Annotated in this window: 24 protein-coding genes and 1 pseudogene; 14 read left to right on the forward strand and 11 right to left on the reverse strand. The window is 61.0% G+C overall.

All coding sequences use genetic code 11. The annotated features are described in order from the left end of the window. The first annotated feature begins 204 nt into the window (after positions 1-204). Complete coding sequence (locus AA309_RS10505) at positions 205-690, forward strand: hypothetical protein (RefSeq protein WP_150117486.1); 486 nt, start codon at positions 205-207, stop codon at positions 688-690. Between the two features lie 13 nt (positions 691-703). Continuing rightward, entirely contained in the window at positions 704-907 is a 204-nt protein-coding gene (locus tag AA309_RS10510; protein WP_047188980.1) for a hypothetical protein, read from the forward strand. Positions 908-1184: 277 nt separating this feature from the next. On the opposite strand, the gene AA309_RS10515 is transcribed toward AA309_RS10510, so the two are convergent. Then, positions 1185-1997: an IclR family transcriptional regulator gene (locus AA309_RS10515; protein ID WP_047188981.1), complete on the reverse strand. Its 813-nt coding sequence runs from the start codon at positions 1995-1997 to the stop codon at positions 1185-1187. 178 nt (positions 1998-2175) lie between these two features. On the opposite strand from AA309_RS10515, the gene AA309_RS10520 reads away from it, so the two are divergent. The 8 genes from AA309_RS10520 to AA309_RS10555 all read left to right on the forward strand — a co-directional run bounded on the left by AA309_RS10520 (position 2176) and on the right by AA309_RS10555 (position 9330). Beyond that, positions 2176-3240: an ABC transporter ATP-binding protein gene (locus AA309_RS10520; RefSeq protein WP_047188982.1), complete on the forward strand. Its 1065-nt coding sequence runs from the start codon at positions 2176-2178 to the stop codon at positions 3238-3240. Positions 3241-3249: 9 nt separating this feature from the next. Next, on the forward strand, positions 3250-4110 hold the full coding sequence (locus tag AA309_RS10525; RefSeq protein WP_047188983.1) for an ABC transporter permease: 861 nt from the start codon (positions 3250-3252) through the stop codon (positions 4108-4110). Between the two features lie 5 nt (positions 4111-4115). After that, positions 4116-4910 carry an ABC transporter permease gene (locus tag AA309_RS10530; RefSeq protein WP_047189108.1) on the forward strand — a complete coding sequence of 265 codons (795 nt, stop codon included), beginning with the start codon at positions 4116-4118 and terminating at the stop codon, positions 4908-4910. A 10-nt stretch (positions 4911-4920) separates the two neighbouring features. Beyond that, positions 4921-5211, forward strand: a complete 291-nt coding sequence (locus AA309_RS10535) for a (2Fe-2S)-binding protein (protein WP_047188984.1) — start codon at positions 4921-4923, stop codon at positions 5209-5211. Further along, positions 5208-6584, forward strand: a complete 1377-nt coding sequence (locus AA309_RS10540) for an FAD/NAD(P)-dependent oxidoreductase (protein WP_047188985.1) — start codon at positions 5208-5210, stop codon at positions 6582-6584. The genes AA309_RS10535 and AA309_RS10540 overlap by 4 nt, the downstream gene beginning before the upstream one ends. Continuing rightward, positions 6581-7756: an NAD(P)/FAD-dependent oxidoreductase gene (locus AA309_RS10545; RefSeq protein WP_047188986.1), complete on the forward strand. Its 1176-nt coding sequence runs from the start codon at positions 6581-6583 to the stop codon at positions 7754-7756. Before AA309_RS10540 ends, AA309_RS10545 begins: the two co-directional genes overlap by 4 nt. Next, positions 7753-8805, forward strand: a complete 1053-nt coding sequence (locus tag AA309_RS10550; protein ID WP_047188987.1) for a polyamine ABC transporter substrate-binding protein — start codon at positions 7753-7755, stop codon at positions 8803-8805. The genes AA309_RS10545 and AA309_RS10550 overlap by 4 nt, the downstream gene beginning before the upstream one ends. Positions 8806-9087: 282 nt before the next feature. Further along, entirely contained in the window at positions 9088-9330 is a 243-nt protein-coding gene (locus AA309_RS10555) for a hypothetical protein (protein WP_047188988.1), read from the forward strand. Between the two features lie 430 nt (positions 9331-9760). On the opposite strand, the gene AA309_RS10560 is transcribed toward AA309_RS10555, so the two are convergent. Together AA309_RS10560 and AA309_RS10565 are read right to left on the reverse strand one after the other, a co-directional pair. Beyond that, complete coding sequence (locus AA309_RS10560) at positions 9761-10609, reverse strand: lysine/arginine/ornithine ABC transporter substrate-binding protein (RefSeq protein ID WP_047188989.1); 849 nt, start codon at positions 10607-10609, stop codon at positions 9761-9763. Positions 10610-10843: 234 nt separating this feature from the next. Continuing rightward, on the reverse strand, positions 10844-11206 hold the full coding sequence (locus tag AA309_RS10565; RefSeq protein ID WP_047188990.1) for a hypothetical protein: 363 nt from the start codon (positions 11204-11206) through the stop codon (positions 10844-10846). Here AA309_RS10565 and AA309_RS10570 point away from each other — a divergent pair. Then, positions 11205-11726, forward strand: a complete 522-nt coding sequence (locus AA309_RS10570; protein ID WP_047188991.1) for a hypothetical protein — start codon at positions 11205-11207, stop codon at positions 11724-11726. The genes AA309_RS10565 and AA309_RS10570 overlap by 2 nt on opposite strands. Positions 11727-12547: 821 nt before the next feature. On the opposite strand, the gene AA309_RS10580 is transcribed toward AA309_RS10570, so the two are convergent. Next, positions 12548-12889: a cupin domain-containing protein gene (locus AA309_RS10580; protein ID WP_047188993.1), complete on the reverse strand. Its 342-nt coding sequence runs from the start codon at positions 12887-12889 to the stop codon at positions 12548-12550. A 20-nt stretch (positions 12890-12909) separates the two neighbouring features. Beyond that, positions 12910-13107, reverse strand: a complete 198-nt coding sequence (locus tag AA309_RS10585; RefSeq protein WP_047188994.1) for a CsbD family protein — start codon at positions 13105-13107, stop codon at positions 12910-12912. Positions 13108-13740: 633 nt separating this feature from the next. Here AA309_RS10585 and AA309_RS10590 point away from each other — a divergent pair. Then, entirely contained in the window at positions 13741-14334 is a 594-nt protein-coding gene (locus tag AA309_RS10590) for a class I SAM-dependent methyltransferase (RefSeq protein ID WP_052954622.1), read from the forward strand. A gap of 99 nt (positions 14335-14433) precedes the next feature. Here the strand turns inward: AA309_RS10590 and AA309_RS37200 are convergent, their stop codons facing one another. Next, positions 14434-14565, reverse strand: a complete 132-nt coding sequence (locus AA309_RS37200; protein WP_280136894.1) for a hypothetical protein — start codon at positions 14563-14565, stop codon at positions 14434-14436. 148 nt (positions 14566-14713) lie between these two features. On the opposite strand from AA309_RS37200, the gene AA309_RS10595 reads away from it, so the two are divergent. Both AA309_RS10595 and AA309_RS10600 read left to right on the forward strand, forming a co-directional pair. Beyond that, on the forward strand, positions 14714-15706 hold the full coding sequence (locus tag AA309_RS10595) for a Bug family tripartite tricarboxylate transporter substrate binding protein (RefSeq protein ID WP_425286865.1): 993 nt from the start codon (positions 14714-14716) through the stop codon (positions 15704-15706). Between the two features lie 576 nt (positions 15707-16282). Continuing rightward, complete coding sequence (locus AA309_RS10600; RefSeq protein ID WP_047188996.1) at positions 16283-16489, forward strand: hypothetical protein; 207 nt, start codon at positions 16283-16285, stop codon at positions 16487-16489. A gap of 603 nt (positions 16490-17092) precedes the next feature. Here the strand turns inward: AA309_RS10600 and AA309_RS10610 are convergent. From AA309_RS10610 to AA309_RS10625, 5 genes and pseudogenes are all read right to left on the reverse strand, one after another. Further along, positions 17093-17422, reverse strand: a pseudogene (locus AA309_RS10610) (AMP-binding enzyme); the annotation flags it as partial. Between the two features lie 752 nt (positions 17423-18174). After that, a complete protein-coding gene (locus AA309_RS10615; protein ID WP_047188999.1) occupies positions 18175-18489 on the reverse strand; it encodes an integration host factor subunit alpha in 315 nt (104 codons plus the stop codon). Between the two features lie 363 nt (positions 18490-18852). Next, entirely contained in the window at positions 18853-18963 is a 111-nt protein-coding gene (locus AA309_RS37635; protein WP_425286866.1) for a hypothetical protein, read from the reverse strand. A gap of 64 nt (positions 18964-19027) precedes the next feature. Beyond that, positions 19028-19285: a helix-hairpin-helix domain-containing protein gene (locus AA309_RS10620; RefSeq protein WP_047189000.1), complete on the reverse strand. Its 258-nt coding sequence runs from the start codon at positions 19283-19285 to the stop codon at positions 19028-19030. Between the two features lie 153 nt (positions 19286-19438). After that, entirely contained in the window at positions 19439-20194 is a 756-nt protein-coding gene (locus AA309_RS10625) for a Crp/Fnr family transcriptional regulator (protein ID WP_047189001.1), read from the reverse strand. Positions 20195-20608 lie beyond the last annotated feature (414 nt).

The following is a 20608-nucleotide window of genomic DNA, read 5'->3' on the forward strand; positions in this document are numbered from 1 at the left end:
AGACAGGCCCGGGACACCACCCCGGGCCTTGCGTCCATTGTCGACCTGCCAAAGAGGGAAAAGAGCAGACCGCGAGCAACCCACTTCCCTGGGCACGAGGCCCCTGCAGTGTTCGCGTTGAAGTTTGCGCCGTGACAACGATGAGCCGTGCTGGATGCGCAAGCGTGGCCGCAACGAATCCTGAAAACCGAAGGGGGACCTAACTTGAAGACCCGTACCTTGCTGCCGACGATCCTCGTGTCGGTGGCAGCGCTTGCTGTGACTGCCGCCGGGATGAGGACCTATGACGCCTGGCAGAGGCGGGAGGACGCAGCAACCCTCCTCAAGGTCAACCATGTAGAGGAGCGTCTGCTGGATGTCGCCGGGGCGCTCGCCGTTGAGAGAGGACTGACCGTCAACGCGTTGAGCTCGCTCCAGCCGATCACCCCCGCACAGCGACAGGCCATTGATAACCAGAGAGTGAGGGCAGATCAGGCTTACTCGGAGGCCGTCAAAGGCTTGGCGGAGTTCCCTGTCGCCGCCGCAACCCAGGCGATTCTGACACGGGCCGAGCAGCGATACGAAAGGTTCAAATCGTTTAGGGAAGCCCTGGACAGAGCATTGTCGCAGAGGATGCTGGGGCGTCCAACGGAGCCCGTGCAGGACTTCGTCCCGCTGCCAGGGGGCCGACACATTCCGGCGCGTCTTTAGCCAGGAGGTTCCCATGGCAGATATCATTCACCTTCCCGTTCCCGTTCCGGACGAGGGCCGCACGAAGGACGCCAAGACAGACATCCTGGAAAGCCTGGTGCAGGTTAGCCGTGGCCTGAGGCAGATCCAGGGGCGCATTGCTGAGTCCGACCTGGACGATAGCGAGAAGCTCGCGGCAAGTCAGGCCATTTTGGCGGCGGTCCGGGAGCTTCAATAGACTGCCGCAACGGTGGAGCGATCCATTGCCTTGCCCGCACCGGTGCAGGAGCTCGCTCACTGAGCTGCTGTGGACTGGCGATCCTTGCGGCTTTGTCGCACGGGGCTGACTGCGCACGCACTGATCGCGTCCACAGACCAGGTACAAAGGATACGGCCGTGTTCCGTCCGCGAACACAGCGCATCCCCCGTCGCTCGTTTGAAGCGGCTTGCGAACGTCTCCACCAAGGCACGACGCTTGTAAGCGCGTCCAGAACCAGGGCTGCTTGCTAAGACGACTATGTCGCTTCCATACCAAGGCTTCGGGTGGGGTAGCGCAGCGTTGGGTCGAAAGGATTGAGTTGCCGACCAATTCCCTCCGCTTCCTTCCGCAGCAACTCGACCACAAGCGGCAACCGGTCTCCCTCCAAGCGCTCCGACAAAGTCCCGATACTCAGGGCGGCCACCGCGCGCCCCTCCGGGTCGAGGATGGGAATACCCACCCCGGCCATTCCGGGAATGAGGCCCGTGTTGAGGCTGGCGAAGCCTATCTTGCGGACGTTCTGGATCTGCATCCGCAATCCGACCTCGTCGAAGCCGCCCCGGTCGAGCAGACGGGGAATGTTGAAGCGAATGACAGTCTCGCGCTCCTCCTCCGGCAGAAAGGAAAGGATGGCGAGACTGCCCTGCCCGATGCCGAGAGGCACCTTGCCGCCGATATCGCCCGTGAAGGTCCTGATCGGGAACGGGCCTTCCACCCGGTCCAGGCAGACTGCATCGAACCCGTTCCGGACCAGAAGAAAGACGCTGTCGCTCAAGGTTGAGGCGAGGCGCAGAAGCGCCGGTCGGGCCATGCTGCGCAGACCTCCCGCGTGCGCAGCTCGCGCGGCCAGGACGAAGAAGTCGAGGGCTAGTCGATACTTTCGGCTAGCGTCGACCTGCTCGACAAAGCCTTCAGCCATCAGAACCTTCAAGGCCCTATGGGCGCTAGGTTGGCTCATACCGCTTACCGAAGCGATGTCCGTAAGGCGCATGCCCTGCGGGCTTCCGGCCCCAAGGACCTTGAGAAGGGCGAGAGCGCGCTGTGTTCCGGATACAGTATCTTCCGACATAAAAAATTATCTCTCCATCTTCCGACATCTTTTTCCGTTATATGGAAGAAAAGTCAAAAAAATTTCGTTTATTGAAATTACCGCGTTGACTCGGCCCGAGGCCTTGTCCGTGATGTCGATCCGGGCGTCGTGCTCACTCGGGCTGCGGCCCGATGCTTTGCAATGATCGGAGGACAGAATGGCGTTCCTGACACTCGAAGGAGTTTCCAAGGAATTCGGCACGTTCACGGCCGTTCGCGATGTCGACCTGAAAATCGACAAGGGCGAATTCGTTTCGCTTCTTGGTCCCTCAGGCTGCGGGAAGACAACGACGTTGCAAATGATTGCCGGCCTCGTCGAACCGACACAGGGCCGGATTTCTCTCGACGGTCGCGACATTACCCATGAGAAGCCCAATCGCCGCGGCCTCGGCGTCGTCTTCCAGAGCTACGCCCTCTTTCCTCACATGACCGTTGCGCAGAACGTCGCCTTCGGCCTCGAAATGCGGCGCGTGCCGCAAGCGGAGCGCACCAAGCGCGTGCGCGAGGCGCTCTCGCTCGTGCAGCTCTCTTCCTTCGCCGATCGCTATCCCCGCCAGCTCTCGGGTGGACAAAGGCAGCGTGTCGCCATCGCCCGCGCCCTCGTAATCGCGCCACCCGTCCTCCTGCTGGACGAACCCCTGTCCAACCTCGATGCCAAGCTGCGGGAGGAAATGCAGTTCGAGTTGCGCCGGATCCAGCGCAAGGTCGGTACGACGACCATCATGGTCACGCACGATCAGGCGGAAGCGCTCTCCATCAGCGACCGCGTGGTCGTGATGGAAGGCGGATGCATGACGCAAGTGGATGCCCCCTACCGGCTCTACGAGCAGCCCTCGAACGCATTCATCTCGTCCTTCGTCGGCAAGACCAACCTTCTCGCCGGCACCTGGCGCCGCAACGGCGCATCAAGCGCCGTGGATATCGGAGGTGTGCTGCTGGAGGCCACAGCGAAGGATATCCCGGCCGCGACACCGGTCACGCTTTCAATCCGCCCCGAGAAGATCCTCCTGCGCGAAGCGGGCACGGGCCGCCTCGACGGACGCATCGCCAGCCGCTTCTTCCTGGGCAGCCAATGGCTCTTCACGGTCGACACACCTGTCGGAATCGTGACGGTCTCCGCACCCAATCAGGGTGGCGAGCCTCCCGAGGAAGGATCAGCAGTCGGCCTCGACTGGTCGCCCGCCAATCTCCGGGTCATCGCGGACACCGCCGTAGCGGCTTGAGGAGCAGAAATGACCGCGCGCTCTTCCTTCGTCCCCGCTCCATGGCTCCTCGCCGGTCCCGGAACCCTTTTCTTCGTCGGGCTGGTGCTTCTGCCCTTGGCGCTGACGGTCATTCTGTCGTTTCACGCCTATGATCATTCGAGCGGCATCCAGAACACCTTCACCCTGTCGCACTACGTCGCCGTCGTCACCGACGAATACTACCTCAGCATCTTCTGGAGAACCTTGCGGATCGCGGCACTGACCACGCTCATTTGTGCTGCCATAGGTGTCCCGGAGGCCTACATCCTGTCCCGCATGCGCGATCCCTGGCGCTCGATCTTCCTTCTCGTCATCATCGGTCCGCTACTCGTCTCCGTCGTCGTCCGCACCTTCGGGTGGAGCATGCTGCTCGGTTCGCAGGGCCTCGTGAACCAAGCTCTCGAGCTGTTCGGATTTCCGGCGGCCAAGATCCTCTACACGGAAACGGCCATCGTCATCGCTCTCGTCCACGTCATGCTGCCGTTCATGGTCATTCCCGTGTGGACGGCACTGCAAAAGCTCGATCCCATGGTCGAAGCCGCCGCCTGGACACTTGGCGCCTCGCGCTTCACGGCCCTTCGCCGGGTGGTCATGCCTCAGGTAACGCTCGGCATGCTCTCCGGCAGCCTCATCGTCTTCGGTCTATCGGCGAGTGCCTTCGCCGTTCCGGCCCTCCTCGGCGGCCGCCGCCTCAAGATGGCAGCGACGCTGGTCTATGACGAGTATCTGCACGAGCTGAACTGGCCGCTTGGAGCAAGCATCGCAATCATCGTGCTTGTCGCAAACCTCTGCATCATGCTGGCTTACAACCGCTTGGTCGAGACCCGCGCACGTCGGACATTGGGGTGACCACCATGCAAAAGAACGGCCCCGTGGCCCTCATCTTTCACACCCTCGTCCTGGCCTTCGTCCTGGCGCCGCTCGTCATCATCTGCCTCGTTGCGTTCACGCCCGAGAACACACTGAGCCTGCCGACGACAGGTCTGTCCCTGCGCTGGTTCAAGGCCGTCTTCGCGCATCCGGATTTCGTGACGTCCTTCTGGAACAGCATCTGGCTGGCAACGCTCTCCGCGACACTGGCCATCGCGCTCGCAGTCCCTGCGGGTCTTGCCATCAGCCGCTACACTTTCCCAGGCCGGGACTTCATGAACGCCCTGTTCCTGTCGCCGCTGATCATTCCCCATCTGGTGCTCGGCGTCGCCTTTCTGCGTCTCTTTGCTCTCCTCGGTGCCACGGGGAGCTTCGCGTGGCTTGTCGCAACACACATCATCGTCGTGACACCCTATGTGCTGCGCCTCGTGCTGGCGGCCTTGTCGGGTCTCGACCGCAGCGCAGAGCAAGCCGCGCGGACGCTCGGCGCGGGGGAATGGACTGCGTTCCGCCGCATCACCGCCCCCATGATCCTCCCCGGTATTACGGGTGGGTGGCTGCTGGCGTTCATCAACAGCTTCGACGAACTGACCATGTCGATCTTCGTCACCTCACCCGCGACCGTGACGTTGCCGGTGCGCATGTACATGTACGCGACGGAATCCATCGATCCGATGATGGCGGCGGTCTCGACCCTCATGATCGCCATCACCGCGATCGCCATGCTGGTGCTGGACCGCGCCTTCGGGCTCGATCGCATCCTAGTCGGACAGCGCTGAGGAAATGCATATGGCTCTTCTCAAACGCCTTGCTCGCCAGAAGCTGCCGCCCATCGCCTTCACCCTGAACGGTCAGGCATGTTCCGGCCGCGCGGGCGACACGGTCCTGACTGCACTTCTTACGCAAGTCGATTGCTTGCGCCTCAGCGATTTCTCGCACGAGCCGCGTGCCGGCTTCTGCCAGATGGGAGCGTGTCAGGATTGCTGGATTCTGACGGCCGAAGGCAAGCGCATCCGCGCCTGCAATACGGTTCTCGAACCGGGAATGAACCTTCGAACCATCGCGGAGCCGAGATCGTGAGCGATATACTTCGACCGCTGATCGTCGGCGCCGGCCCTGCCGGCATTCGTGCCGCGCAGACGCTCGTGGGCGCGGGCATCAGACCTATTGTCGTCGATGAGGCACCGTCCGGTGGCGGGCAAATCTATCGCCAGAGGATCGTGCCCGACGAGCGCTCTCCGCAGGATCTCTATGGATCGGAGGCTGCGAAGGCCACCGCCCTGCATGAAACCTTTGCGCAGATCAGGGACCGGATCGATTATCTCCCGGAGACCCTCGTGTGGAACGTCCGCGACAAGGCCGCCGATGTGGCAACCGGCAATCGGACCCGCCGCATCGACTTCAGCCACTTGATCCTTGCTACGGGCGCGACTGACCGCGTGCTCCCCTTTCATGGCTGGACCACTCCGGGGGTCTTTACCCTCGGCGGTTCGCAGATTGCCCTGAAGTCGCAAGGCTGCGCCATCGGCGAGCAGGTCGTCTTTCTCGGCTCCGGACCTCTGCTCTATCTCGTCGCATGGCAATACGTGAAAGCAGGCGCAGGGGTTGCCGCCGTACTCGACACGGCACCGTTCTCAGCGAAGTTTCATCTTCTGCGCGGCCTGCTGGCTCAGCCTGCTGTCGTGCTGCGCGGTTTCCGCTACGCGGCCGAACTCATGGCGAGAGGCGTCCCCGTTCACTTTGGTGTTCAACCGGTCCGGATCGAGGGTAAGGCCAGGGTCGAAGGGATCGTCTGGCGCGAGCGCGGCAAGGAGCGCCGCCTTGCCTGCGATGCAGTCGGTTACGGCTTCGCACTGCGCTCTGAAACGCAGCTTGGGGATCTTGCGGGATGCCGCTTCATCTTCGATGCGCGGGATCGGGCGTGGCGACCTGAATGCGACATGGCAGGACGCACCAGTGTGCCAGGCATCTATATCGCGGGCGACGGTGCCGGCATTGCCGGCGCGGATGCTGCCGAACTCGCTGGAGAGCGGGTTGGCCTCATCCTTCTCGAAGATGCAGGTTTTTCGGTCGACCGCACGCGGATCAGCGTGCTGGAGCGTAGGCTTGCCGCCATCCATCGATTTCGTGACGTTCTCGAAGCGGCTTTCCCTTTTCCCGACCCGTGGGCAGGCAGCATCGCCGACGATGTGACCCTCTGCCGGTGCGAGGAGATTTCCGTCGGCCATGTGCGCGCTGCTGTACGCGATCAGGGAGTTTTCGAACTCAACCGTCTCAAGGCACTGACACGTGTCGGCATGGGCCGGTGCCAGGGACGGATGTGCGGAAGCGCTGCGGCGGAAGTTCTGGCAACCGCATGCAACCAGTCGCTGGACTCCGTCGGACGATTGCGCGCGCAGCCGCCGATCAAGCCCCTCCCCCTTGAGATTGCGGCCGATGGAGAAGCCGCATGAGCCCGACACTTCTCAGGGATGTTGCCATCATCGGTGGCGGGCTTGTCGGAAGTTCCGCAGCGCTCGCCCTGCGGCGCATGGGGTTTTCCGTGGTCCTTCTCGACAAGGGCTTCTGCGGTGCGCAGGCGAGTGGCGTGAACTACGGCGGTGTGCGTCGTCAGGGTCGCCCTCCGGAGCAGATCGCCCTTTCCCAACGGGCCCATGCCATCTGGCCGCGCCTGAATGAGATCATCGGCATCGACGGTGAATTCGTGCGCTCGGGCCATCTCAAGCTGGCCAGGACCGAGGTCGAGATGGCATCCCTCGAAGCCTATGCCGCACGCGTCGCGGAGCTGGGGCTCGACCTCGAACTGATCGGCAGCAACCAGCTTCGGGAGCGTTTTCCCTGGATCGCGGGAAATGTCACAGGAGCATCGCTATGCCCGGGTGACGGACATGCCAATCCACGCCTCGTCTCCGCAGCCTTCGCCCATGCAGCGCGGCTTGCCGGTGCGGATGTTCTCGAACATACCCCTGTGTCCCATGTCGAGAAGGCACCGGACGGCTTTTATCTGTCGGCAGGCTCAGCCACGCAGATCAAGGCGCAGTTCGTCATCAACAGCGCCGGAGCTTGGGCAGGCCCCTTCGCGGAAGCTTTCGGGGAGCCCGTGCCGCTCAATCGCATCTACCCGAGCATGATTGTCACCGAGCCCCTCAACGTGTTCATGGACGTGAATATCGGTGCCGAAGGCGGCGGCATCTATGCGCGTCAGGTGGAGCGCGGCAACTGCATCGTCGGCGGCATGCGTGGTGAACCGCTTGCAGCTTCCGACTTCTCCCGCCCCACGGGCTCAGGCGCCGTCACCATCATGAACCGCGCCGCAGCGCTGTTCCCGCCCCTACGCCATGCTTACGCCATCCGTTTCTGGAGCGGCACCGAAGGCGAGATGGCGGACCGGAACCCCGTGATCGGCTTCAGCCGGACCACGCCGAATCTTATTCACGCCTTCGGCTTCTCGGGAGCCGGATTTCAGATCGCGCCGGGAGTTGGCGAAGTCCTGGCCGAGCTCGTCCGTGACGGTGAAAGCCGCACGCCGATTCAAGCTTTCGCCATCGATAGATTTGCCCGCACGGCCCAAAGCTCCCGGGCGGGTAGCGTACCTGAGCCAATAAAGAGGGAAACAGCGCAATGACCAAGACCAAGCTTTTGCAGGCCACGGCCTTCGCCGTGCTCGCCATCACTGCCGCCGGCGCAGCCCAAGCGCAGACAAAGACGCTCTATGTCGGCATGAACGGCGGCAACTTCGAAAAGACCTTCACGCAGCATGTCTTCCCGGATTTCGAGAAAGCGAACGACGTGAAGGTTGTCGTTGTGCCGGGCACATCGTCCGACATTCTGGCCAAGGCCACCGCAGCCAAAGCCAATCCCCAGATGCACGTGATGTTCCTCGACGACGGCGTCATGATGCGCGCCATCGGCGCCGGCCTCTGCGAGAAGATCAAGGATACGCCGGCCCTGGCCGATCTCGCTCCGGGAGCCCGGCTGAAAGACGACATGGCGATCGGCATCGACCTTGGCATGACAGGCCTCGCCTACAACAAGAAGATGTTCGAGGAGAAGGGCTGGGCTCCGCCGACCTCCTGGATGGATCTCGCTGACCCGAAATACAAGGGGAAGGTCGTGTTCCAATCGGCTGCTGCCTCGTCCTTCGGCCTGCATGCCTTCCTGATGTTCAACCGGATCCAGGGCGGCAATGAGAAGAATGTCGAGCCAGGATTCTCCAAGTTCAAGGACACCATTGGCCCGAACGTGATCGAGTACATCCCGAGTTCGGCCAAGATCTCCGAGATGGTGCAGACGGGCGAAGCGGCAATCTTCCCGCTGACTCCCACCGCCGTCGCGGCCCATCAGGAGAAGAACATCCCCGTGGAATATGCTCAACCCAAGGAAGGCTCCGTCGTGTTGATGGTGACCCAGTGCGTCATTGCCAACAACAGCGAGCCGGAACTGGCTCAGAAGCTTGCCGCATATCTCTTGTCACCGGAAGCTCAGAGCAAGGCGCTCCAATACGGCAACATCGTCCCCTCGAATGTGAACGCCAAGGCCCCCACGCCAGAAGCAGATGTCAAGCTCAAGAAGTTCCACGAGTACATGAAGACCGCCGTCACGCTTGACTGGGATACGATCAATGAAAAGCGGCCGGAATGGAACAGCCGCTGGAACAAGACTATCGAGCGCTGATACGGCGAAGCAAGGCGGACGCGTTCAGCGTCCGCCTTTTGCTCCTCTACCAGTATCAGAGACACGGAAGAGCGACGGAGGATAACGGAATGCCTGCGGCACAGGCCAAACAGCCCGTGTCCAAACTCCCGCTCGCACCACCGCGATCCAAGCCATTCACATGAAGCCGTCCCTAGATCGAACCAGGAACCCCCGCCCCTTTTCGGAGTGCCTGCTTAGATCAATGGCGCAAGGGTGACTTGACACGACCAAGCTGCGCGTCATCCGGAAGTTCGCCCGGTTGTGGGCGAGGAGATCGTAGAGGCGGCGATCCCTTTCATCTCATTGAGCGAGACCGACGAGGCCATGCAGGCGACGATGCAGGGCATTCGCGGCAGCATCGACGCAGAGGCCGAGCGGTTCAGAGAGTCGGGCTTAAGCAAAGAACACATCACCGTGTGGCGGAACGTCATTACAGAGACAATATGGGCACACCCAGTACCATTCCTTGGTCTGCAGAAGGAAACCCGCCCGACGATCCAATGACGGGCGTGTAGCCCCGTCCGCCTTGATTTTTGAGCACAGGGCCGCGAGGAGTCGCACCTTGCTCAGTAAGGTTCGGGACTGCTTGTAGAAAACGTGGACTATGGCTCAATCTATAGCGCTACGACGTCGAGCGAATGAGACTTTGCCACTATTGACATCTCACGACATTTCCTCTGACTGTTCGGTCCCAGCCACAAAGCGGACCAAGATGTCACTTCCGCTTTGTGCCAACTCCGGACCTTCGTTTTTAATCAAACGTAAATTGGCTCAAGTGCCAAGATCACGATTTGATGACAGCCGGACAGGGTGGGCCTGGAGGATTTGCTTTCCATCAGGCCGATCATTCGGACAGCTAGAGCATCGTGCGGAAATGTGGATCCGGCTTTCGGCTCCGAACGATGCACTCACCGGAAGGCTGAGGATCGATGCGCTAGCCCTTTGGCGTCACGTCGACCTTGAACCACTTCATCGACAGGGTCTTGGCAGTGCCGTCCTTGATGGCAGCCTGAATGGCCTCGTTGAACTTTGCCTTCAAGTCGGTGTCGTCCTTGCGCAGACCGATGCCGATGCCACCACCGAGCACCCCTCCGGTGAGGGAGGGACCCACAAGCGCGTACCCGGTTTTGAAGTCAGGCTTTTCGAGCGTGCCCATGATCTGTGTTGCGCCCGCAAAGACTGCGTCTAAACGACCGGCTGCGAGGTCGAGATCGTGCTGTTCAACGGTCTTGTATTCGCGGACGTCCGCGATGCCCTTCAGGTACTTGTCGGCGAAGGCGGACTGGATTGTCGAGACCTGCACGCCAATGGTCTTGCCTTTCAGCAATGGCTTGATGGCCTCGATAGCCTTCTCGGCCTCCGCGGATTGGCTGGAGAGATTGTAGGCTTGTCCCGTGCCCGGCATCTTGGCGAGCGGCGAGTCGCTGGAAACGAGGAAGCCGTTCGGGGAATCGGCGTAGCGGTCGCTGAAGTCGATGGTCTTCCGGCGCTCGTCCGTGATGGTCATGGCATCCATGATGGCGTCGAACTTCTTGGCATTCAGGGCCGGGATCATGCCGTCCCAATCCTGAGCAACGATCTCGCATTTCATCTTCATGCGGGCGCAGAGATCATTGGCGAGATCGATCTCGAAACCTTCGAGCTTGCCACCCGCTCCCGTGAAGTTCCATGGCGCATAAGCGCCTTCCACGGCGATCCTCACCGTTCGGTCCTGAGCCGTCGCGGAACCGGCGGCGAGGGTTCCGGAGAGAAGAGCAATGCTGAGTAGCTTGACGAATTTCATGGCGGTTTTCCCGGATCGGAGACTGATCGCAGAGCGAAGGCTCCCCGGATCACCGATCTCTGTGCGCGTGGCCACTGGATCCCATGTGTATCGCCCATCGCTCAACACGGGCCAGGACACTAGAGCATCGAACCCAAAAGTGGAATGCACTTTTGGGCTCCATCCGATGTTCCATGTTCTTCACCGGCGCATCGTTGAGCGCGGAAGACCGGCTCCACTTTTCCACACGATGAGCTAGTCGCCGGCCGCCGCCGATTTCTTCCGCGGGGAGGACCGCCTGCCGCCCTTCCTGCTGTCGCCGGTGCCGCGGTCCATGCCCGCCCCACCGCCGAGTGCGCTCGTCACGACCTCACCTGCGGCTCCGATAGCAGCCGCTGCGACCTCCAGCGGAGCGGCGACCATCTCGGCGCCGAGGCTGCCTGCGGCCGACACAGCATCCCGGCCTTGCTGCGTTCCGCTGCCCTGTCCCCGCTCGCTGCCCTGTGGCTTCTCAAGCACGTTCGCGACCGCCCTGAGGGCCTCCGCTAGCACCGCGCGGGCCTGCGGGGAGGTGATCGTTGTCTCGAGGGTCGAGAGCCATGCCATCGGGTTCATCATGCTGCCCTGCGACCGCGAGCGAGCCTGCGTTGTGGAACGCGACCTCGTCGCGCCGGAGGTCGAGCGTGCTGCCGTGCGCGATCCTGCGGAGGACCGGGACTTCGCGGGAACAGCTTGGGACTTCGTCGCGGACCGGGAGCCGGCCATCGCCTTGGGCTGCGCGCGTTTGGGAGCGGCAGTCCCTCTCTTGGTAGCAGTCCGGGAGGTGGCCTTCGATGCCGACTTCTCCGGTGCCTTCCGCCTCCTGCTGGGTTGTGAAGTACCGTCTTTCTTGTTCGTAGCCATTGTCATTCCTTCTTCTGCTGGGGCCGTAAGCCGGCCGTGCCGAGGAACAGTGGTCCTCGCCGATGACAATGACGATGTGGCCGTTCGGTTCGCCCGCACAGGCAGCAAGGACGGGGATCCTGCCGCTGAACCTTTGAGCACGTTCGTGATTGGCAGCGGAAGATCCGCACCGGGTCAAACTCGGAAACTCCCGTGCCCTTCGCGAAGGTCTGCTGAGGCCTCCGGAGCGGACTGAGGCGTTACGTCCGCTCTGTGCCATCAGGAGACATTCCGGGATCACAGGATCCCACACGCCAAATCCTTGACTGCTTACAGGCAGAATTTCGTGGATGCCGTTTATGGAATGACGCTGGCGGGTTGAGGCCCGCCAGGATACAGGTCCTCGATGTTCTTGACGCCTCGGCAGTCAGAACTTGCACTGCGGCGCAGGCGCGTCCAATTCGCCGCGGAATGATTGTCCGACCGGAGCAAAGATGACTGTGACGCCACTGGCTGGCGCTCCGGACTCGTTGCGGCCGATATGCCTCTTTCCGGTATCGACAAACCATGGCCCTTCGAGACCACCTTGGGCTTACACGACGGATCGTCGCGCGCGTAGAACGTGTCCCGCCGCAGCGCCGCGGCGGTCGTGCCCTGGTTCATCCCTCTACTGTCTGATCCGGTTTGCCGCCTCCCGCCATGCTGCCCTCCGGCGCTTTGCCAGGGAATGATCTTCACCGTGTTGAAAGGCGACGGGATCAAGAAAAGCAGCCAACTCAGCAATCCGCAGGTCCTGATCATTATGCTTTGGCATTCTACGCGACCTCAAAGCTGTCCCACAAAAACATTGGATGAAGCTGTCCAACGATCTGAGGAAGTGAGAGTTTCTCTGCCGGGATGCGCACATGAAGACACGCGGCCGCTCCTGGGGCGGAACAAACCCAAGCGCTTATCGGGGTCTGCTTAACCCTGACAGCCGCCATCTGCTGCCACAAGGGTGGAGGTCCAGTCACTCAACATTCCCTGCCGGACAGATTCCGGCAGCCACCCGGGCCCAGCGACGACCCGACAGCGTCACTAAGGCTGCTCACGCTTATGGACCTGAGCAGGAGGAGCAGTTGCTTCGACGGCCGTAAATGTCTCCAGAATGCGATAAGTATGCTCGGACCCTGCAGGTACGACCCAGGAGTCGCCCGGCTCCAGCCGCACGGTCTGACCCTCGATCTCCAGTTCCGCCCTTCCTGAGATCACGTAGCCGACAACCTCATACTCGTGCTTGCGGCTGGGCTTGTCCTGGGTTGGCGGCTCATCCCGCCACAGTCGCATGGACATCCGCTTGCCCGACGCGAGATAGACCTCGCCCTGGCTGCCACTTGGTGAGTAAGCACTGCTCACTTTGGTCACGGTCGTGTCGGTCATTCGACCCTCCTGTGCTCGGCCTAGAGATGGTGCTCCCACTCCCGAACCTCCTGCTGCGCCCGCTCATGAGCATAGCCATAGCGTTCCTGTAGGCACGAAATGAGAGTCTCGCGATGGCCTTTGATCCGGGCGATATCCTCGTCCGTCAGCCTGTCCCAGTGGAGCTTCGCATGGCGCTGGAACTGCTTCCAATTGGCTTGAATGTGACCCCAACTCATGAGCACCTCCTTGGAGGTCTGCCGGAAGCAAGTAGCACCTACTCAATAAGTTCCGCAGGGAGTGATAAACCCGCGTTGCGGGGACGCTTACGTCAGACACTGAGACCCGGAGGAGGCATACGGATAGGAAGCATGCCCTGGTTGAGCAGTGTTCCTCCACGCATCGCTAACGAAGGTTAACGCCGAGCTGTGCGAGCGGACAAACGGTCTATTGCCGCTTAGTGCCATTAGGAGACATTCCGGCCCCACATCTTCCCTCACGTTGCAACCTCCTTACAGGTAGAACTTCGCGCAACGCTATTTATGGGATGCGCTTCTGGTTGGCGGCGAGAGCGGCTCCGAGGCGAGCACGTGACGCCCTCACCAGATCGTTGGCGGGGACAGCGGCCGCTTGGAACCTCGCTCTAAGCCTCTTCAAGGAAGCCCAAGACGCCGATCAGCCGCTTTCAGGAGATCACGGGCAAGAACGTGCGCCAGCACACCGTGTGCCGCAGGACTAGGTATATCGTGTTCCGTGTGTCGGATGTGCCGCGTGAGCTAAGCCTCTAGAGGAGGATCACGGGTTCACGACATCATCCGCTCAAGAGTCGTCAGAACAGTGTGCGAGAGCACTCCTCGCGCAGGAGGCGATCCATGTTGTGCTTTTACGATCTTTCCGATGAGGAGCGCTGCAGACGCACAGCGTCGGCGCTCATGGCGGGCCGGACATTGCTGGAGCGATGGCAGGCCCTCGAGGCGGAGGGGCAAAACCGATGGGCGCGCAGGGCCCAGAGAGCCGCCGATTGGTTCATAGATGCCAACATCACGAGAGTTCTTGATCTCGGGTGCGGGACGATGACCCTCGAACGCTCTCTTCCCACCTTCATCCGCTACCTGCCCTCTGATGTCGTCCGGCGGGACGATCGTACAATTGTTTGCGACTTGAACTGCGATCTGCCGCCAAAGGTCGAAGCTGACGGGGTTGCTTGTCTTGGTCTGCTGGAATACCTTCTTGATCCGCAACAGGTCTTAACCGAACTGGCTGGTCGCCATCGTGTCTGTGTTCTGAGCTACAACACGACGAACACACTGCCTAATCTCACCATCAGGCGCAGTCACGCTTGGTTCAACGACTTTTCCCAATTCGATCTTGAAAGGCTCTTCGAACGAGCAGGTTGGTCCGTTGATCGGGCGGAGCGCTTCGGGCCGACGCAGATGCTGTGGCTTCTGAGAACATTGCCGCACTGATCGTGGATCAGGACACTTACTTTTCCCGGCAATACCACTGTGCAAGGTTTCCCGCGCAAGGATTCCTAAAGCCGCGTTTTCGGTCCTCTTGTCGAGGTCTTAGGAAACGCGCGTCAGGACCACTCCGGCAAGAACCGGATAGAACGTAGTCCCAATGACATTGCCGATGACACGGCCCGCACGGACAGCCGGATCGTTAGCGGTTTCGTTGCCGAGCAGTTGAGCAATCATTGTTCATCCGTGAGAGTGTACGCGACGCTCTCTTTACTGTTTCCGGCGTTCAACTCCGCACAGGTTTTCGAGCCACGGACGTGGATCACGCGTTGGTTCTGTGAGATTACCCAGCATTCCTCGAAACCGAAACGTCTTCATGGGAGAAGTGATCGTGAACAAGGCAACTCGACGCCAAGCCCTTCTCATCAGCGGTGCCCTTCTGGCCAGCACCGCCCTGGGTCTAGGGCCTTCGACAGCCCAGACCTTTCCCACGCGCCCGATCACTATGGTCGTGCCCTTTGCGGCCGGCGGCTCAACCGACGTGGTCGCGCGTATCATTGCCCAGAAGATGTCCGAGGGCCTGGGCCAGCAGGTGATCATCGAGAACGTGGCCGGTGCCGGCGGCAGCACCGGCGCCGCCCGTGTCGCGAAGGCAGAGCCGGATGGCTACACGATCCTGATGGGCACGGTCGCCACCCACGCGCTCAACCCGCTCATGCTCAAGCGCAAGCCCTACGATGCCATGACGGACTTTACCCCGGTCTCCCTGCTTGTCCTCGTGCCCAACGTGCTGGTGGTCCATCCCAGCCTGCCGGCCAAGACCGTCCCGGAGCTGATCGCGCTCCTGAAGGCGGACCCCTCCAAGCACAACTACGCCTCCTCGGGTGTCGGCACGCCCCTGCATTTGTCGGGCGAACTCTTCAAGAGCATGGCCAAGGTCTCGATGCAGCACATCGCCTACCGCGGCTCCGGCCCCGCCCTGAATGATGTGGTGGCCGGCCAGGTGCCGATCATGTTCGACAACCTGCCGTCGGCCTCCGAGTTCATCCGGGCCGGCACGCTGCGTGGCATCGCGGTGACGACAAAAGAGCGAGCGCCGTCGTTCCCCGACATGCCAACGATCGCCGAGTCCCTGCCGGGCTACGAGACATACACCTGGAATGCCCTGTTCGCGCCGCCCAAGACCCCGAAGGAGATGGTGGACCGCCTGAATGCCGAGGCCCGCGAGGCCGTGGCGGACCCGGCCGTGCAGGAGCGGCTCAAGACCTTCAGCGCCACGGTGGTCGGCTCGACGCCGGAGGCTCTGGCCGAGCACGTCAAGACCGAGATCGCCAAGTGGACCCCGGTCGTGAAGGAGGCGGGCGTCCAGATCGACTGATCCGGACAGAACCTTGTTCATTGCCCGGGTCGAGCAAGGGACGAGAGAGGTGCGAAGGCCTGCCAATCACATGATTGGCAGGGGCTCTCGCCATAGGCGGTGCGTTGATGGGCACCGTCCCACCCGGAGCGAAGCAGATACCGAGACGAAGATCATGGATCGGGCGTAAAATCAGGACCCTTTGTTCGGGAGCTTGAACACAAGTCGCAGGACTCCAGCCACAGCGATGGCGAGGATTATCTCCAACAAGATGTTGTCCAAGCGTAGATCGGTCACGACGCCGAGAGCGCCGGCGATCACGATCCCAGCTACGTGCTTTGCATCCATGAGGTCAGCTTACGCCGTAGAACCTCCAATGCACTCAAGGATCCTTTCACGAAACCGGCCGGCACATGCCTTGGCATCGCAATGTCCCACCTGACAGTGCCGTGCCGGGTTGCATGCATTTCGGGTTGTGTGACAGCGCAATGGACTGCACACACCCTCGCAGCTGTAGCAAGAACCACTGGAGGGCGGCAGCGTTAACGACCGACCTGTCGGGACAGCGATCTACCCGACTAAGCGGGAGACATCCGAATGACGAATCTCCTTGAATCCCTTGATGAGAAACTTTCGGAGAATCTTCAGAAGCACGGCCATTACCTGACCGATCCGCACGCCGGCGATGAGGAGAAACTGAACGGAATCATCGACGGGCTGGCAGCCTTCGTGCCGGAGGATCGGTGGCCGCAGGTGCGTGAGGAACTGTTGAACATCATCAGGAGCAACCAAGTGTCACGCTAGCGGCACGCCAATCCATTGCTTCCATGTGCTTACGGGATTGGTCAGCCGTGGAACATCCGAGGCTCGACGTCAGTTAGTCGAGGCCTGCACCCGCCCGTTCAGATCGTCTCAAAGATCACGCCGGGCTCCATGACCGAACAAAACGGCGTAGTTTCGGCTCCTTAACCTCCTCGGAGGCCTGCGGCCAAGGTAACCATGTTCCTCAAGCGTATCATCCTCGGTCCGCCCCTTCCCAATCGCGTCCATGCAGAACGCAAGATCGGCGCCTTCGAGGGCGTATCGGCCATGGGTCTCGATGGCCTGGGTTCCTCGTCCGTTGGTACAATCTGGCCGGCCGCCCGTTTCAGGAAGCCCATCTGCCGCTGCTGCAAACCGAAAACCTCGCATCATTCGACGGAATGTCCGGGTAGCGTCGGACTCGGAAGTCCCCTGCCCTTCTTGAACGTCCGCTTACCGCTCGCAAGCTGACCAAAGCGCAATGTCTGAGAAGTGCCAGAAGGAGACGTTCGGCAATTCGCATGAGATCAGGATCAGTTAGGAAAGCGCAGATGTTGGGCCGCGATTTCTCTGTATAATCGCCCGTGATATCCTCTGCCTCGCCGTCTAGGACGCCCGTGCCGACGGAATGTACAGATCGGCGAAGTGCTCGCGCAGCACGTTCTTCTGCACCTTGCCCATGGTGTTGCGCGGCAACTCATCGACGAAGACGACCCGCTTGGGCAGCTTGAACTTCGCCAGCCGGCCATCGAGCGCCGCCAGGATCGTCTTCTCGTCGACCCCTGCCTCCTTCGAGCGGACCACGACGGCCGTGACGCCCTCGCCGAAGTCCTTGTGCGGCAGGCCAATCACGGCGCTCTCGAAGACGCCCGGGATGGCATCGATCTCGTCCTCGATCTCCTTCGGATACACGTTGAAGCCGCCGGTGATCACCAGAGTATACACATGGCGTTTTCTAATCAGGTGAGGACCTTCCTCAGTTGACGATAATCTTACGCTGCTTTCGGCCCCTTTCGTGTGCGCAAATGGATAGCGGCCCTTTGATTAATTGATGGTGTAGGCTTGTGGGACGTGCGGCAACTGGACGTGCCCCCTCGACGCGATTCTCAATCAGGACGAGGGCGCGTTGAATCGATCGGATTGATGACGTTCCGGCGATCAGGTCGCGATATCGTCCTGGTCCTGATTGCGGATACGATCCGCGCGACTCAAGGCTTGAGGACGGATCGCGCGGCGGCACACTTCTCCCCCTGCAACGATGCGGCGGCGGCAGTTGTGGTACAGTCGCGGATCCGACGTTCCTGAGCCTTACTGCTTGACTAAGCTTCTGTGTGAGCTTCCTGATTTAAGCTAGGCCCTGCTTCAACCTGGTCGGGCGTGCTTTTTGTATCGCCAAGCTGAAACGGATACTCGACTGGATCATTCCTCTCGCGGAGGTTGCTTCCCGAAAGAACCTTCAGGACTAGGAGGCCTTCTCACCTACTGACAAAAGCGGGTGAGAAGGCCTTTCCTGTGCCGAAGCCATCCCCAAGGCGCAGTTCAATCGGAAGCATGGGAAGTCCGCAAGCGCCATTGGTATAGGTAGAGACAACAGGCCATTGACTCCCTGCTGCTACACAACTCCCTGCTGTTACACACAAGGCAGGCTGCATTGCGTATCAAGCCTCCAAACAGAACCCCGTTCGACTCTACCCCGGGAGGGGTTTCTTTTTGCCGCTATTCACATGGGCCTTGAGAACATGTGAGGCATGAAACGAAATGGACCGGCGGGGCTCGATGGGCGCCTCAACCCCTGTCTTTGGATTCCGCCCCACCCGCAGGCCCTTCTCGCGCACGGTGAACGTGCCGAACCCCGACAGCTTCACGGTCTTGTCCGCTGCAAGAGTGTCGCAAATCTCCCGAAGAACCTGCCCGACCAACTCGGTCGACTCTGCCCGCGAGAGGCCGAGTTGCTGACGCACGGCCTCCATCAACTCCACTCGGGTTACGTTCTTGCCCGCCATCATCGTGCTCCCGTTAACGAGAAACGCCCCGGCATAGAGCCGAGGCGCTTCCCAAGAACCAAGAAGGAGTGCCCCCGCAGCCTTCCAATTTGAACAGGGGAAGAGTGCCTGATTTGCCGGGGTGTGGCTGTACCGGGAAAGACACAGGCCGTGATCCGACCGAGTGCTGCGGTGGAGCGATGTTTTCGCTATCGGCTGCCTCCTGCCGTAACGGCTCTCCACCAGTTCCACAAAGGGGCTTCTCGGAATGACACTGCTTTACCGATTGGCACCGATCACTTCCGAGAACGGAACCACCAACAGCGTTTGGCCACTCTCGTTCGCGACCTCGATGACGGCGTGAAAATGAACTTCAGGCCAGTCTCACAGCTCTCGCGCCATCCTCAAGGCGAGAGCATGGGCCGTGTCGATGTCGCCTAGGGTTGCGCCGTCGGAATCGAGGTCAAGATACTCTCCCTCGGGGCGGTTTCGAATGTGGAAATACTACTGAGGCATGTGGGTCTGATTAAAGGCACTTCTGCGAATTACGGTACAGGTGCTACTCCTTGTCCGAAGGCGGCGCTTCGGGCGGTGTGGCACGGGCGAGCTCCTCTCGGATCAGTTGCGCCGTCTTAGTTCCAATGCCCGGCAACTTATGGAGCCGGTCAGCCACAGCCCTGAGCTGGTCGAGGGTCGTGATGCCTTGCTCATGCAGCATCTCCCAAGCATAGCGGGGCAGACGCAGCCCTGGGATGTCTCCCTCGTGGGCATGATTACGGTAATAAGCCCTGGAATTGCGGTAATAAGACTTGGACACCTGCCATCACCTCCCGCCCCTTTGTTCCTATCATCAGGGTACGAGGAGGACAGTGACCCTATCCCAGAGGGATTGCCTTATATCCTTATTTTCCTTGCAGTGGCGCCTGAACTGCGTCGTTCCATAAGGGTATCCTGCGAGTTGCGCAGATGCTCACGGCGATTTCGATCCAGACGGGACCTGTGGTGAGTAAGAGCCGGGCAAGAGGCGCTGGTAGATGCGCCGGATCCGGCCGTAGCATTCGCAGGTGCTGTCTTCGAGCCCCGCCCGGTTGGTCACGGTGATGCTGCCGCGGCTCTGCTGGATCAGTCCGGCCGCCTGCAACGTTCGCAGGACAACGCTCACGGTCGGGCGTTGCACCCCCAGCATCTCGGCCAGGAATTCATGCGTGAGCAGCAAGGTGTCCCTCCCCACCCGATCCTGTAGCCTCAGGATCCAGCGGCAGCAGCGCGCCTCAACGCTGTGAACGGCATTGCAGGCAACCCTCTGAAACGCCTGCGCCAGCAACGCTTCGCCATAGCTCATGATCAGCCGCCGCAGGGCCGGGCAGGCATTCCTCACCTCGTTCAGGAAGTCGACCGGAATGCGTGATGCCGTGCCGGGCATCTGCACGACATAGCGCCCGAAGGCCTCCTGCGTGACTTGCGCACTCAGCAGGCCTAGAACCCCCTCGCGCCCGAACACGCTCACCTCGGCGGTCTGGCCATCCTCAAGAACATTCACGAGCGACACGACAGTGTCATTCGGGAAGTAAGCGTAGGATATGGCCTCGCCCGTGTCATAGAGCACCTGGCCCCGCGCCAGTTCGACGAGTTCGAGGTGGGGCTCCAGAAGCGCAAAATCCTCCGGCTTCAGGGCAGCCAGGAGCCGGTTGGTGCGATGATCGGCTGAAAGAGCCTGGGGTGGCATTTCTTATCTTCTTGATTGCCTCGACAACAGGGGAGGCTTGTATAGACAGGCTTATCGGCTCTTCGCCCACCGTATTCCTACGTCGGAATGTACCGACAGGGCGAAACAGATCTTTCCGGATCGGAGGCCACTGTGACTTGTGCCCCTACGGATCGGACCTTCGAGCGCCCATGAGACGTCGGGCGCTTTTTTACGCTGAACCATCGTCTCTGGCACAGGCTATTCATTGCAAGCGATGCATCCAAGGTTCGACCGCGGGCTGTACGCCTCACCGCAGGCAACGCATGCCAACAAGGGCGATGCTGATGCGCGACATCGTTTTCACTGCATCAGGAACGAACTTAAGACGCTGGAAGCGCAGGTTTCTGGCCGTTCAGCCTTATCGGAATTACGCAGCCGCCATCGGAAATGCGT

Origin of the sequence: Microvirga vignae, from assembly GCF_001017175.1 — a bacterium.
Classification (GTDB): domain Bacteria; phylum Pseudomonadota; class Alphaproteobacteria; order Rhizobiales; family Beijerinckiaceae; genus Microvirga; species Microvirga vignae.